Here is a 12,947-nt window from a genome sequence, read left to right on the forward strand (position 1 = left end):
AAAAAATCATCTCTTTCCAAAGGAGCTCCGAAAAAGCTTCAGAGATGAATGTTGCTCGGTGTAAAAAAGTTTGAGCAAGTATAGGAAGCTCAACTTAACGGGAAGCTGGGGCTAATATTACAGTTTTGATAGTTATCACTTTGTGAGCAAATGTTAGTTAAGGGCGAACGAATGTAAACGTTCCCGGCAATGATTATTCAGAGTGCCACCAGTGGGTATTCGGCAATCAGGCGAATTTCCTCCAGGTCCGATTCGAAAGCACTCGAGCGAACGGTTGCCTGGCGCAACCGCAACGACAAATCTTTCAGGTTGCCACTTTGCACCACGTACTTGGCCTCGAAGTTTCGCTCCCAGCGGCGTTGGTCCGTCAGCGGGTTACCCGCCGAATCGCGGCGCATGTACACAGCGTTCGCGTTGCTGTAGTCGGCACCGGTGCCTTTTGCGTAACGGGTCATGAATGACAGGCCGGGAACACCGAAGGCTTGCATGTCCAAGTCATACCGCGCCATCCACGAGCGTTCCTTGGGCGAGTTGAAGTCGCTGTACTGGATGGAGTTGTTGAGGAAAATCGAGTCCGATTGACTCAGGTAATCGAAGTCGTCATCGCCGTTGTTACGCTGGTGCGACACGGCCAGGCTGTGGGCGCCGACCTTGACCCCGAGCCGCGCGCTCCAGATGGTGTTATCGAATTGCCCCAGCAGCTTTTTGCCTTCGTCCACGGCTTTGTAATAGTTGAAGTCGCCGAACAACGACACGTCGTCGTTCAGTGGGTAACTGGCGGCGCTGCCGAAGTAGTACTGGTCCCAGGCGTCCTTCAGGCGGCTGCTGTACAGGCTGACACTGAGGTGTTTATTGACGCTGTAGTCACCGCCGAAATAGCCGATCCAGGGCGAGTCGACCTTGCCCGCATAGAAGGTCGCAAAGCCCTTGTTCATACCGCTTTCGCTGGGCTGGCTCATGCCGCTCAGGCGTCCGCCCTGAACGCTCAGGCCCTCAATGCTGGTGTTCTGTGCGGTGACGCCGCGAAAACTTTCGGGCAATAAACGCGAGTCACCGGCAGCCACCACCGGCGTGGCCGGGAACACGTCGCCGGCCTTGATGACGGTATCCAGCACACGCAATTTCGCGGCGCCGCCGAACTTGCTGTAGCCACTTTCAGGATGATTGTCGCTGTCTACCGGCAATACGCCAAACGAGCTCTTGCCGCCGCTGCGGCCGGTGCCCGAGTCGAGTTTGAGGCCGTACATGGCAAACGCATCCAGGCCAAATCCCACGGTGCCTTGAGTAAACCCGGATTCGAATTTACCGATCAAACCCTGCGCCCAGGCTTCCGAATAGCCATTGCCGGTAGGGCTGGACTGGCCCTTGCGGTCGTCGCGGTTGAAGTAAAAGTTGCGCGCCAGCACGTTCACGCTGCTGCCTTCGATAAAGCCTTCAGGTTTGTCTTCGACGGCGACGGCTGCCAGTGGCAGTGCGGCAATCAGTGAAAAGGGAAGGGTGTAGTAAGCAATGTTCATGTTTCGCTCCTGGGGGTTGGCAGTTTTCAGCTTCTTATAGGGTGGGCGTTCTTATTGATCTGGCCCGGGCTGATAGTTGCAAACGGCGGATAACGGTTAGGTGGCGTCAACATTACAATTCTGGAAACTCACGCCCACCTAACAAATAAGTAATGTTTTAGTGAACATTGCGACAGGGTCGGTTGATTAGTCTCGTTACTGAACTTTTCAATCGAGGAAACTGTTATGAACGCTTTTAAAATCGGCTTGGGTGTATTAGCGGCAGTCTTGTCATTCGGTGCGCTGGCAGAAGGCGGCGGGGATCGCACCTTTGCCCTGATGATGGAGCGCAATGAAAAAGCCATGGCGGCCTACGCCGAAAGAAAGGGCAAACCGATGCCCGAAGTTCAGGCCTACCGCTACGGCATGAAGCTGGACATTGCCAAAGTCGTCAACGTGACGCCGCCGATCCGCTCGTGCAACCCGGTGCCGTCGCGCATGACCTATGAAGACTCCAGCGGCAAGCTCAATACCCTTGAGTATCAGGTGATGGGCGTGTGCAAAAATAACGGTGGTTAATGGATCCGAAAAAACAGTTGGCGCGGCGTGAAAAAACGCTTCAGAAAACGCCGGCAGCGCCGATGCAGGTCAGATCCACCTCCCCAAATGACCATCGGTGCCCCATGTTCAACACCCGTTTGAAGCAGGAGCTGTCTGCTCTTCGCGAAGAGTTGTCCAGCTTGCAACAGGTCAAGGAGAGCCTGGAAAGCGAAATGCTGTGCCTGACGCTGGACGCCGATGGCCGGGTGGAGTGGGCGAACGCCAACTTCCTGCAAGAACTGTCGTACCAGGCCAGCAACATTCTGGGGCGTCACATTGATGACCTGGTGCCGGCACACCTGCGCCAGGACGCGTTTCAACTGCGCTTCAAGAATGCCCTGGTGCGCGGCGAACACTTCGCCGGCACCGTGCGGCTGATGCGCGGCAACGGCAAGGAGGCGTGGTTGCGCTCGATCCTGCAACCGGTGCGCACTTCGAACGGGCGCATCAAGCGTTTTTCGATCTACTCCAGCGACCTCACTCGCACCATCGAGGCGTCGCGCGAGCATGAAAACCTGATCACCGCGCTGGTACGTTCCACGGCGGTCATCGAGTTCGACCTTGGCGGGCATGTGTTGACCGCCAATGACCGCTTCCTCGGCGGCATGGGTTACAGCCTGGCGCAGATTCAGGGCAAACATCACCGCATGTTCTGCGAGCCGGAGGAATACAACAGCGCCGAGTACCAGCAGTTCTGGAAGCGTTTGAACGCCGGTGAATTTGTTGCGGCGCGCTTCAAGCGGGTCGATAGCCATGGCCGCGTGGTGTGGCTCGAGGCGACCTACAACCCGGTGCTGGATGCCAACGATAGGCTGTACAAAGTGGTCAAGTTCGCCACCGTGATTACCGACCAGGTCAATCAGGAACAGGCCGTGGCCGAAGCCGCCAACATCGCCTACAGCACCTCGCTGCACACCGACAACAGTGCCCAGCGCGGCACCACTGTGGTGACGCAGGCGGTGGATGTCATGCGTGACCTGGCCAAGCACATGCAGCAGGCCGGCGACGGCATCGAGGCGCTGAACGCCCAGTCCCAAGTGATCGGCACCATCGTCAAGACCATCAGCGGCATCGCCGAGCAGACCAACTTACTGGCGCTTAACGCGGCCATTGAGGCCGCGCGTGCGGGTGAGCAAGGCCGTGGTTTTGCCGTGGTGGCCGATGAGGTGCGCCAGTTGGCATCGCGTACCAGCAAGGCCACCGAGGAAATTGTCGGTGTGGTGCGTCAGAACCAGGACATGGCCCGTGATGCGGTGAGCTTGATGACCGAGGGGCGCCTGCAAGCCGAGCATGGTTTGGCGCTGGCCGCCGAGGCCGGCACGGTGATTGTGGAGATCCAGGACGGTGCGCAAAAAGTGGTCAGCGCGGTCGGGCAGTTCGCCAATCAGCTGTCGAGCTGACCCGTCGGGCTTGTGCTTGAGGTATCGTAGGTTTTTTCTTGCTTGAAGAGCCGTCCCTCCATGAGCCCGACCCACCGTCGCCCCGTTCCGCTGTCCAAGGCCTACCGCTTGCTTAACCACGGGCCGACCGTGCTGGTGAGCGCGGCCCACGACGGCAAGCGCAATATCATGGCCGCTGCCTGGGCCATGCCGCTGGATTTCGAACCGCCGAAAGTCGCCGTGGTGCTGGACAAGGCCACCTGGACCCGCCAACTGCTGGAAGGCGCCGGCACCTTCGTGCTGCAAGTGCCTTGCGTGGCCCAGGCCGACCTGGTGCAGACGGTCGGCAACACCAGCGGCGCAGACAACGACAAGTTCGCCGCCTACAGCCTGCAGACATTTAATGGTGAACACACCGAAGCGCCGTTGCTGGAAGGTTGCGTGGCGTGGCTGGAATGCCGTCTGTTGCCCGAGCCTCATAACCAGCAGACCTACGATTTATTCCTCGGCGAAGTGGTCGCGGCCTATGCCGACGAACGCGTATTCAGTGACGGCCACTGGCACTTCGAAGGCCATGATCCATTGCGCACCTTGCACCACATTGCCGGCGGAAATTTCCTGACCATCGGCGAGCCGGTGGTCGGGCGTCAGCTGTAAGCCTTACCAGCGTGCGTTTGCCAGTGCTTCGGCAAACGCCATCAGCTTCGGCGAATATTGCCGGGACGGCGGATAGACAAGCGAGATTGCCCGACTGCGCCCTGCTACGTCCTCCAGCAACGGCACCAATCGCCCAGTGGCAAGGTCATCGCGCACGGCAAAATCCATCACCTGGGCAATGCCGAAACCACCGACTGCGCCGTCTACCAGCGCATCGCCAATATCAAAAATCAGCCGCCCTTCGACGCTGACGTCCTGCACGTTGCCATCAATCATGAACTGCCAATCCACCATGCGCCCGCTGCGCAAATTGCGCACGGTGAGGCAGTTGTGGTCCTTGAGTTCATCGACGCTTTGCGGCGTACCGAAACGCGCCAGGTAGGCCGGGGAAGCCACCGTGACCCAGCGCAACGGCGGCAGGGCGCGGGCGATCAAGCGTTGGTCCTGGATTTCGCCGGTGCGCAGCAGCGCGTCGAAGCCTTCGTCGACGATATCCACCAGGCGGTCGGTCATCACCGCTTCGATACGCAAGTCGGGGTAGCGCAAGGTCAATTCGCCGATCACCGGCATCACTACCTTGCGCCCGAACAGCGACGGCGTGCTGATCTTCAACAGGCCGGACGGAGTGCTGCGGCGGTCGAGCATCAGTTTTTCGGTTTCGGCCAATTCCGCCAACAACGGCGCACTGCGCTCATAGAGCATCTGCCCGTCTGGCGTGAGGCTGACGCTGCGGGTATTGCGTTGCAGCAGGCGCACGCCCAGCTCGTTTTCAAGGCGCGAGATGGCGCGTGACAGCCCGGACTGCGTCAGCCCCAAGTCACCGGCGGCGCGGGTGAAGCTGCGAGTTTCGGCAACGCGGACCAACAGTCGAACAGCGTTCAGATCCATGATTAAAGTCATTACTGAAAGAGTGATAGCGCTATTTATCATCTGTTGCGCATGAAAGACACTGGCCGCCTCTCATTTTTCAGGCAGGACGCTGTGATGTCTCCCTCTCGACCTTCCGGCTGGATGCTCTTACTGCTGGCCACCGCGCAACTGATCATCGCCCTCGATGCCACTATTGTGTTTGTTGCGTTGCCGCAAATCGGCACGCATCTGGATTTTTCCGCCCAGCAGTTGCAGTGGGTGGTCAGCGCCTACAGTGTGGCCTTTGGCGGCTTCCTGTTGCTGGGTGGGCGGGCCACGGATTTGCTCGGCAAGCGACGGTTGTATCGGGTGGGCCAGTCGCTGTATGCGCTGGCGTCCCTGGCCGCGGTGCTCGGCGGCAGCGCGATGTTGCTGGTGCTGGCGCGAGCGGTACAAGGCGTGGGCGGGGCGATGTTGTTCCCGGCCACGTTGGCGTTGATCAATACCCACTATGCCGAAGGGCCAGCGCGTAACAGAGCGTTTGCGGTGTGGAGCGCGGCGTCGGCAGCGGGCTTGGCGTTGGGCGCATTGCTCGGCGGCGTGCTGACGCAGGTGTGGGGCTGGGAGGCGGTGTTCCTGGTGAATGTGCCGCTGGCGGGCGGTTGCGCGTGGGCGGCGCGTTACTGGATTCCGGCTGATAGCGAACGAGTGCGCGGGCGCAAATTCGATATCAGCGGCGCCTTGACCGTGACGGTCGGTGGCACCTTGCTGGTGTTCTCGCTGGTGCAAGGCCCGGAGTGGGGCTGGGCGGCGCCGTCGACCCTGGGTTGCATCGCCCTGGCGGTGTTGCTGCTCGGGTTGTTCGCCTGGATCGAACATCGCGGCCGCGATCCGCTGATGCCGCTGCGCCTGTTCGCCTACCGCGAGTTGCGCATGGCCATGGTGCTGACGGCGGTGTTCATGAGCAGCTTTGGCGTGCAGTACTACTTCCTGGCGCTGTATTACCAACAGGTCTATGGCTACAGCGTGTTGCAGGCCGGGCTGGCGTTTTTGCCGGCGACCCTGGTGTGCACCTTCGGCATCTGGCTGGCGGAACGCTCGCTGCTCAAGTTGGGGTTGCGTAACACCTTGGTCAGCGGCCAACTGGCGGGCGCGGTGGGGATTGCGCTGGTGTGCTGGGCGCTGCCGACGGGTGTGGGGTTCTGGTCGTTGCTGCCGGGCATCTTCATCTTGAGCATTGGCCAGGGCATGACCTGGACGGCGATGTGGGTGGCGGCCGGACTGGGGATTCGACCGGGCGAGCAAGGCGTGGCGGCGGGCATGGCGTCGACCAGCCAGCAGATCGGCGGCGCATTGGGCCTGGCGGTGCTGGTGTCGGTGGCAAATGCCGGCGGGATTGAACTGGCGTTGTGGTGGAGCGCGGCGATTGCGTTGGTGGGCGCGGTGGTGGCGTTGCGGCTCAAAGCACAAGCGCCCGAGCCGAATGTGATATTGGAAACAACATAGTTCTAATGTGGGAGCTGGCTTGCCTGCGATAGCGTCGGATCAGTCTGTATAGCGGTGTCTGACAGACCGTCATCGCAGGCAAGCCAGCTCCCACATTGACTGTATTTCAAACCAGAGGCTCAGCGCCCAAGCATCTTCACCCAACGCGACGGCGGCATGCCGTAGGTGCTGCGAAATTGCCGGGTCATATGGCTCTGGTCGGTGAAACCGGCAGTCAGCGCCGCATCGACCAGCGATTGGCCTTGGGCGAGCAAACTGCGCACCAAATCCAGCCGTCGCATGGTCAGGTAACGATAGGGGCTGGTGCCAAACAGCAACCGGAAATCCCGCGACAACGCCCAGCGATCACGACCGCAATGGTCGGCCATTTCATCCAGGGTGATGCTGCGGCCCAACGCGCTGTGGATAAATTCCCGGGCGCGTTCGGCGGCGACATAATCGAAGGATTTACGGCTGATGATCACCCCCGATGCAGCGCTTAACGCCTGCGCCAGGTCGTACAGCGCGTCCTGCTCCTGCATCGGGTCAACCGGGCAGTCCAGGTTTTGCAGCAACACTTCGCTGGCGCGAAACAGGCGTGGGTCCGTCGACAGGCCGTTGTGGATAAACGGCAACGGCCTGCCGCCGAGAATCTGCTGGATCAGCGCCGGCTCCACATAAATCATGCGGTACTTGAAGCCCTCAACACTGCTGGCGCGGCCGTCGTGGGATTCGTCCGGGTGAATCACCATGGTCGTGCCGGGCAGGCTGTGAGTCATGCAGCCGCGGTAGTGGTAACTCTGCACGCCAAACAGCGTGCGCCCGATGGCGTAGGTGTCGTGGCGATGCGGGTCGAACGCAAAGCCCGCAAAGTACGCTTCGATACGGTCCAGGCCGCTGGCGTGCGGAGCGCGGTGCAGCCAATCGAGGGTGGAAGTGGGTTGGCCCATAGTGACTTGTCACAAGTAGTGGTGGAAACACGTTAACCCAGTCTGCATCGGCCTGTCTTCCTGGGTCTTGTACGATTGTGCAGGGTGAAAGCGAGGCCTATGATCGTTGCTCGTACGTTGCGCTGACGGAGCTGTCCCTATGGATTTTTTCAACCCCGCCTATGTGGCGCCGTTGGTCTCACTGGCCGTGCTATGGACGGTGGCAGTCGTGACACCGGGCCCCAACTTTTTCAACACGGCGCAGCTGGCGGCGAGTTGTTCGCGCCGACATGGCGTGGTGGCCTCGGCCGGCGTGGCCAGCGGCACGATTATTTGGGGGCTGGCGGGTGGTCTGGGCATCAAGTCGCTGTTCACCGCTGCGCCCATGCTCTACCTGGCATTCAAGATCATCGGCGGCTGCTACCTGATCTATCTGGGGCTGAAACTGTTCAAGCGTTCGGCCCCTGCCAGCAACCAGGCGATGTTGCCAGACGAACCCCGGCGCTCGCTGTTCTCCGCCTGGCGCTTCGGTTTGCTGGGCAACCTGTCCAACCCCAAGGCCGCGCTGTTCGTCGCCACGGCCTTTGCCTCGACCATGCCGCCTTCGCCGTCGCCAACGTTGTTGGCCCTGGCGGTCATCACCATGGCCACCTTGTCATTCAGTTGGTACACCAGCGTAGCCCTGGTGTTTTCCAGCGAGCGCATGGCCAACCTTTACAGCCGTTCACGCAAGTGGCTCGACCGGTTTGCCGGTGGTTGCTACCTGTTGTTCGGTGCACATCTGGTGGCGAATCGCTGACCGCTCATGGTAAGAAGCCTTACTTTCAACAGTGAGGCCGAGTCATGAGCAAGGTGCGGGTAGGTATTATTTTTGGTGGCCGTTCGGCCGAGCACGAAGTCTCGCTGCAATCGGCGCGCAATATCGTCGACGCACTTGACCGTTCGCGCTTCGAGCCCGTGCTGATCGGCATCGATAAGGCCGGCCACTGGCACCTCAACGACACCTCGAACTTCCTGATCAACCAGGAAAACCCGGCCCTCATCGCCCTCAACCAATCCAACCGCGAATTGGCGGTGGTGCCGGGCAAGGCCAGCCAGCAAGTGGTGGAAACCTCGGGTCAGGGCCTGCTCCAACACATCGATGTGATCTTCCCTATTGTCCACGGCACGCTCGGTGAAGACGGCTGCCTGCAGGGGCTGCTGCGTATGGCTGACTTGCCTTTCGTCGGCTCCGACGTACTCGGCTCGGCCGTGTGCATGGACAAGGACATCAGCAAACGCTTGCTGCGCGATGCCGGTATTGCCGTCACCCCGTTCATCACCCTGAACCGTCGCAATGCGGCGCGCACCTCTTTTGCCATGGCAGTGAACACGCTGGGCTTGCCGATGTTCGTCAAACCCGCCAACCAGGGTTCCTCGGTGGGCGTGAGTAAAGTCGGCAACGAGGCCGAGTACCATGCCGCCGTCGAACTGGCCTTGGGTTTTGATGAAAAGGTGCTGGTGGAATCCGCCGTGCAAGGGCGCGAAATTGAATGTGCCGTGTTGGGCAACGACAACCCCATCGCCAGCGGCTGTGGCGAGATCGTCGTCGGCAGCGGCTTCTATTCCTACGACAGCAAATACATCGATGACCAGGCCGCCCAAGTGGTGGTGCCGGCCGATATCAGCGTTGAGGCCAGCGAGCGCATTCGCCACCTCGCCATCCAAGCGTTCGAGGTGTTGGGCTGTGCCGGGTTGGCGCGCGTCGACGTGTTCCTCACCGACGACGGTGAAGTGCTGATCAATGAAATCAACTCACTGCCCGGCTTCACTCGCATCAGCATGTACCCCAAGCTGTGGCAGGCGGCGGGGATGAGTTACAGCGAGTTGGTCAGCCGGTTGATTGAGCTGGCGCTGGAGCGGCATGCGGGGCGCAAGGGCTTGAAGATCAGTCGCTGAAATTAGCCGGTGTGAGGGTGAACCCTGTGGCGAGGGAGCTTGCTCCCGTTGGGGCGCGAAGCGCCCCCAGTCGGTTTGACGGGGGCTGTCAGGAAGGACGCGGTGATTGTTTTGGGGCTGCTTCGCAGCCCAACGCGGGGCAAGCCCGCTCGCCACGACAAGCCCGCTCGCCACGACAAGCCCGCTCGTCAAAGAGTGGAGGGGCTTCTTTAGGTTTTCCGAGCAATCCACGAATAGATCAGCGTCTTCGGCTCCGCAGGGTTATGTGTCCGCCTGCGGTAGCTGGCAAAGGTCGGTGAAGTGCAATAAGTGCACACCTCACTGACTTCGATCTGCTCACGGCCAAGCCCCGCCGCTTGCAGCAGCATCACCCCGTAACCACTCAAATCAAACCAGGCGCTTCCCGTCTGCCTTGCATGGGGCGGCGCAATCTGCGGTGACAGTTGAGGGGCCGGTTGTTCGAAGTGCCACAAGTGCCCCTGGTCCGCCTGAAACTGCGCAATAAAGCTCTCGCTTACCTCGTAACAACAGGGTTTGATCGACGGCCCGATAGCGACGTGCAACTGGTCCACGGCGATGCCCAGGGCGGCAAATTGCTGCACGGCATTGGCGATAATCCCGGCTTGCAGCCCCTTCCAGCCGCCGTGCACTGCGGCAACCATTTCGCCGTTTTTTGCGGCGAAAAGCATGGGCAGGCAATCGGCGGTAATCACCGCGATGGGCTGATGCTCGCCCGTAAACACACCATCCGCCTCAACGGTATTGGTCACCTGATCCGCTTGCCACTTGATCACCGTGGCACTGTGCACCTGCTTGCAGATGAACACCTCGTCCGGTCGCAACGGGTCATTGATCGAACAAAAACCATGGTCGACGCCGGGGAGGGCGCCGAGATTGTTTGCCTGCTGCAAGGGACTCTCTCCGCTCAATAAACTCAATCGCCGACCGCTTCGCCTTCACGCCGAGGGTCGGCGCCACCGCTCAGTGACACCTTGCCTTGGGCATCTTGCGTGCGAACGATGGCCTGGATACCGCTGGTCATATCAATCTCGCTCAACGCGTGGCCCTTGTCCCTCAGCGCTTGCTTCAGTCCGGGGCTGAACAGGCCGGCTTCCAGCTCGGTAGCACCGTTGCGGCTACCAAAGTTGGGCAGGCTGATGGCCGCTTGCGGGTCGAGGTTCCAATCAAGCATTGCCACCAAGGATTTGCTCACGTATTCGATGATCTGCGAACCGCCCGGTGAACCCACGGTTGCCAGCAACTCGCCGCTCTTGCGGTCGAACACCAGCGTCGGCGCCATGGCCGAGCGTGGGCGTTTGCCGGGTTCGACGCGGTTAGCCACCGGTTGGCCGTTTTCTTCAGGGATGAACGAGAAGTCGGTCATCTGATTGTTCAGCAAAAAGCCCTGAACCATCACGTGCGAACCGAACGCCGCTTCCACCGTGGTCGTCATCGACACGGCGCCGCCCAGGTCATCCACCGCCACCACTTGCGAGGTGGAAATGCGCAGTGGCGAGCGGTCCGGGGCGTACGCTACCTGGATCCCCGCAGGTGTGCCCGGCTTGGCCATGCCCATGCTGCGCTCACCGATCAGCGCGGCGCGCTTGGCCAGGTAGTCCGGAGCGACAAGGCCGGCAGTCGGCACTGGCACGAAGTCGGCGTCGGCCACGTACAGCGCGCGGTCGGCGAACGCCAGCCGACCGGCTTCAGCGAGCAGGTGCACGGCTTGCGGTGTGGGCTCAAGGCCAGCGGGTAAGGTGCTTTTTACCGGCTTCATGGGTGCGATGGCCAGGCGCGGGTCGCGTGTTTCCAGGGCCTGCAACGTGCCCAGGATCTGTGCGACGGCAATCCCGCCCGACGACGGCGGTGGCATGCCACATAGTTGGTATTGCTTGTAGTCAGTGCACAGCGGCGTGCGTTCCTTGGCGGTGTAGCCCTTGAGGTCGGCCTGGGACAGGCTGCCCGCATTGCGGTTGCCCTGGACCTTGCGTGCGATCTCATCGGCAATCGGCCCTTGGTACAACGCGTCCGGCCCTTCCTTGGCGATGCGCTTGAACACGGCGGCCAGCGCCGGGTTTTTCAACAGGGTGCCGGTGGCTTTGGGCGTGCCGTCGGCATTCAGAAAATAGGCGGCCATGTCGGGTGATTGCGCGATGTACCGGTCGGCAGCAATCAGCGCGTGCAGGCGTGGGGAAATCGCAAAGCCTTGCTCTGACAAACGAATCGCCGGTTCAAACAACTTGGCCCATTGCAGGTGGCCGCTCTTCTTGTGTGCCATTTCCAGCGCCCGCAAGACGCCCGGCGTGCCCACCGAACGCCCGCCAATCTGCGCTTCGGGAAACGCCATCGGCGTGCCGTCGGCTTTAAGGAACAAGCGCTCAGTCGCCCCGGCCGGTGCGGTTTCGCGGCCGTCATACGCGTGCACGTTTTTGCCATCCCACAGCATGATGAACGCGCCTCCGCCGATGCCGGAAGACTGCGGCTCCACCAGGGTGAGCACGGCCTGCATGGCAATCGCCGCATCAATGGCCGAGCCGCCCTGGCGCAGCATTTCGCGCCCGGCTTCGGCGGCCAGCGGGTTGGCGGCGGCGGCCATATGGCGCTCGGCGTGGCGGGTGCTGAGGTCGGTGCGATAACCCGACCCCAACTCCGGCGCTGGCGGTTGTTCCGTGACGGGGGCGTGACAGCCGGCCAGGGCGAGGGCTGCGGCAATCACCGACAGTTGACGGCGGGAAATCGAAAACACGCGCTGAACTCCGTTCATTTTGAGAATGATCTGTTGTCCTTGGGGTACTGCTTTTTACAGGTAAATCACGCCTTGCAGGTAGAGCACGGCATGGCCCGAAATGATCACGCGATCGCCCTTGAGTTCACAGCGCAGTTGCCCACGGCGCTTGCCGCCCTGTTCGGCGGTCAATAATGACTTGCCCAGACGCTCGGCCCAGAACGGTGCCAGCGAAGTGTGGGCGGAGCCGGTGACCGGGTCTTCATTGACGCCCACGTTGGGGCCGAACCAGCGTGAAACAAAATCAAACCGGGTGCTTTTGGCCGTCACCGCAATCCCGCGTTTGGGCAAGCCCTTGAGGCGTGCGAAGTCCGGCGTCAGCGCGGCGATTTGCGCTTCGTCGTCAACCAATACGATGTAGTCATCAGCGGCAAACACCTCGGCATGTTCAATCCCCAATGCGATCAACAGGCCACTTGGCGGCTCGCAGGGCTGGGGCTGTTTGGCCGGAAAATCCATCGCCAGTTCGTCGCCATTGCGCGTCACGCGAAGTTCGCCGCTGCGGGTGGCAAAACGCAACACTTCAGGCGCATCCGCCAGCTGGTGAATCAACACCCACGCCGCGGCCAGCGTGGCATGGCCGCACAGGTCCACTTCGACTTCGGGGGTGAACCAGCGCAACTCATAAAAATCGCCACGGGGTACGAAGTAGGCGGTTTCGGAGAGGTTGTTTTCAGCGGCGATATTTTGCAGTTGTGCGTCTGGCAGCCACTCGGTGAGCGGGCAGACGGCAGCCGGGTTGCCGCCGAAAGGCTGTTGGCTGAAAGCGTCGACTTGGTAGATATCCAATTTCATCCGGGGCACTCCGTGTAGGGGAGGCTGGACACTA

At 61.0% G+C, this 12,947-nt stretch carries 12 protein-coding genes; 6 read left to right on the forward strand and 6 right to left on the reverse strand.

Annotation, left to right across the window (positions count from 1 at the left end):
* Positions 1–197: 197 nt before the first annotated feature.
* Complete coding sequence (locus tag L8I05_RS20190) at positions 198–1,517, reverse strand: OprD family porin (RefSeq protein WP_242171211.1); 1,320 nt, start codon at positions 1,515–1,517, stop codon at positions 198–200.
* Between the two features lie 225 nt (positions 1,518–1,742).
* On the opposite strand from L8I05_RS20190, the gene L8I05_RS20195 reads away from it, so the two are divergent.
* From L8I05_RS20195 to L8I05_RS20205, 3 genes are all read left to right on the forward strand, one after another.
* Complete coding sequence (locus L8I05_RS20195) at positions 1,743–2,075, forward strand: DUF2790 domain-containing protein (protein WP_159954032.1); 333 nt, start codon at positions 1,743–1,745, stop codon at positions 2,073–2,075.
* Between the two features lie 104 nt (positions 2,076–2,179).
* A complete protein-coding gene (locus L8I05_RS20200; protein ID WP_242171213.1) occupies positions 2,180–3,496 on the forward strand; it encodes a PAS domain-containing methyl-accepting chemotaxis protein in 1,317 nt (438 codons plus the stop codon).
* Between the two features lie 60 nt (positions 3,497–3,556).
* Complete coding sequence (locus tag L8I05_RS20205; RefSeq protein WP_242171214.1) at positions 3,557–4,132, forward strand: flavin reductase family protein; 576 nt, start codon at positions 3,557–3,559, stop codon at positions 4,130–4,132.
* A gap of 3 nt (positions 4,133–4,135) precedes the next feature.
* Here L8I05_RS20205 and L8I05_RS20210 read toward each other — a convergent pair whose 3' ends face one another.
* Positions 4,136–5,020, reverse strand: coding sequence for a LysR family transcriptional regulator (locus tag L8I05_RS20210; protein WP_242171215.1), 885 nt, complete (start codon positions 5,018–5,020; stop codon positions 4,136–4,138).
* A gap of 123 nt (positions 5,021–5,143) precedes the next feature.
* On the opposite strand from L8I05_RS20210, the gene L8I05_RS20215 reads away from it, so the two are divergent.
* Positions 5,144–6,487: an MFS transporter gene (locus L8I05_RS20215; RefSeq protein ID WP_242171528.1), complete on the forward strand. Its 1,344-nt coding sequence runs from the start codon at positions 5,144–5,146 to the stop codon at positions 6,485–6,487.
* 119 nt (positions 6,488–6,606) lie between these two features.
* On the opposite strand, the gene L8I05_RS20220 is transcribed toward L8I05_RS20215, so the two are convergent.
* Positions 6,607–7,416: an AraC family transcriptional regulator gene (locus tag L8I05_RS20220; RefSeq protein WP_159954037.1), complete on the reverse strand. Its 810-nt coding sequence runs from the start codon at positions 7,414–7,416 to the stop codon at positions 6,607–6,609.
* Between the two features lie 139 nt (positions 7,417–7,555).
* On the opposite strand from L8I05_RS20220, the gene L8I05_RS20225 reads away from it, so the two are divergent.
* Together L8I05_RS20225 and ddlA are read left to right on the forward strand one after the other, a co-directional pair.
* The gene (locus tag L8I05_RS20225; RefSeq protein WP_242171216.1) at positions 7,556–8,194 is read left to right on the forward strand and encodes a LysE family transporter; all 639 of its coding nucleotides are present in this window, start codon (positions 7,556–7,558) and stop codon (positions 8,192–8,194) included.
* Positions 8,195–8,238: 44 nt separating this feature from the next.
* Complete coding sequence (gene ddlA / locus L8I05_RS20230; RefSeq protein WP_242171217.1) at positions 8,239–9,333, forward strand: D-alanine--D-alanine ligase; 1,095 nt, start codon at positions 8,239–8,241, stop codon at positions 9,331–9,333.
* Between the two features lie 209 nt (positions 9,334–9,542).
* Here the strand turns inward: ddlA and pgeF are convergent, their stop codons facing one another.
* The 3 genes from pgeF to L8I05_RS20245 are packed head-to-tail and all read right to left on the reverse strand — an operon-like array spanning position 9,543 to position 12,913.
* On the reverse strand, positions 9,543–10,244 hold the full coding sequence (gene pgeF, locus L8I05_RS20235; protein WP_242171218.1) for a peptidoglycan editing factor PgeF: 702 nt from the start codon (positions 10,242–10,244) through the stop codon (positions 9,543–9,545).
* 23 nt (positions 10,245–10,267) lie between these two features.
* Positions 10,268–12,097, reverse strand: coding sequence for a gamma-glutamyltransferase (ggt, locus tag L8I05_RS20240; protein ID WP_242171219.1), 1,830 nt, complete (start codon positions 12,095–12,097; stop codon positions 10,268–10,270).
* Between the two features lie 36 nt (positions 12,098–12,133).
* Positions 12,134–12,913, reverse strand: a complete 780-nt coding sequence (locus L8I05_RS20245) for a PhzF family phenazine biosynthesis protein (protein ID WP_242171220.1) — start codon at positions 12,911–12,913, stop codon at positions 12,134–12,136.
* Between the last annotated feature and the right edge of the window lie 34 nt (positions 12,914–12,947).

The sequence above is a fragment of the Pseudomonas sp. MONT-RG-20F-20-E-7-02 genome (genome assembly GCF_022662395.1).
Taxonomy (GTDB): Bacteria; Pseudomonadota; Gammaproteobacteria; order Pseudomonadales; family Pseudomonadaceae; genus Aquipseudomonas.

Bases quoted from the DNA above. Each gene is read 5' to 3' on its own strand.
- L8I05_RS20190 (WP_242171211.1), bottom strand. From the start codon at position 1,517: ATGAACATTGCTTACTACACCCTTCCCTTTTCACTGATTGCCGCACTG.
- L8I05_RS20195 (WP_159954032.1), top strand. From the start codon at position 1,743: ATGAACGCTTTTAAAATCGGCTTGGGTGTATTAGCGGCAGTCTTGTCA.
- L8I05_RS20200 (WP_242171213.1), top strand. From the start codon at position 2,180: ATGTTCAACACCCGTTTGAAGCAGGAGCTGTCTGCTCTTCGCGAAGAG.
- L8I05_RS20205 (WP_242171214.1), top strand. From the start codon at position 3,557: ATGAGCCCGACCCACCGTCGCCCCGTTCCGCTGTCCAAGGCCTACCGC.
- L8I05_RS20210 (WP_242171215.1), bottom strand. From the start codon at position 5,020: ATGGATCTGAACGCTGTTCGACTGTTGGTCCGCGTTGCCGAAACTCGC.
- L8I05_RS20215 (WP_242171528.1), top strand. From the start codon at position 5,144: ATGCTCTTACTGCTGGCCACCGCGCAACTGATCATCGCCCTCGATGCC.
- L8I05_RS20220 (WP_159954037.1), bottom strand. From the start codon at position 7,416: ATGGGCCAACCCACTTCCACCCTCGATTGGCTGCACCGCGCTCCGCAC.
- L8I05_RS20225 (WP_242171216.1), top strand. From the start codon at position 7,556: ATGGATTTTTTCAACCCCGCCTATGTGGCGCCGTTGGTCTCACTGGCC.
- ddlA (WP_242171217.1), top strand. From the start codon at position 8,239: ATGAGCAAGGTGCGGGTAGGTATTATTTTTGGTGGCCGTTCGGCCGAG.
- ggt (WP_242171219.1), bottom strand. From the start codon at position 12,097: ATGAACGGAGTTCAGCGCGTGTTTTCGATTTCCCGCCGTCAACTGTCG.
- L8I05_RS20245 (WP_242171220.1), bottom strand. From the start codon at position 12,913: ATGAAATTGGATATCTACCAAGTCGACGCTTTCAGCCAACAGCCTTTC.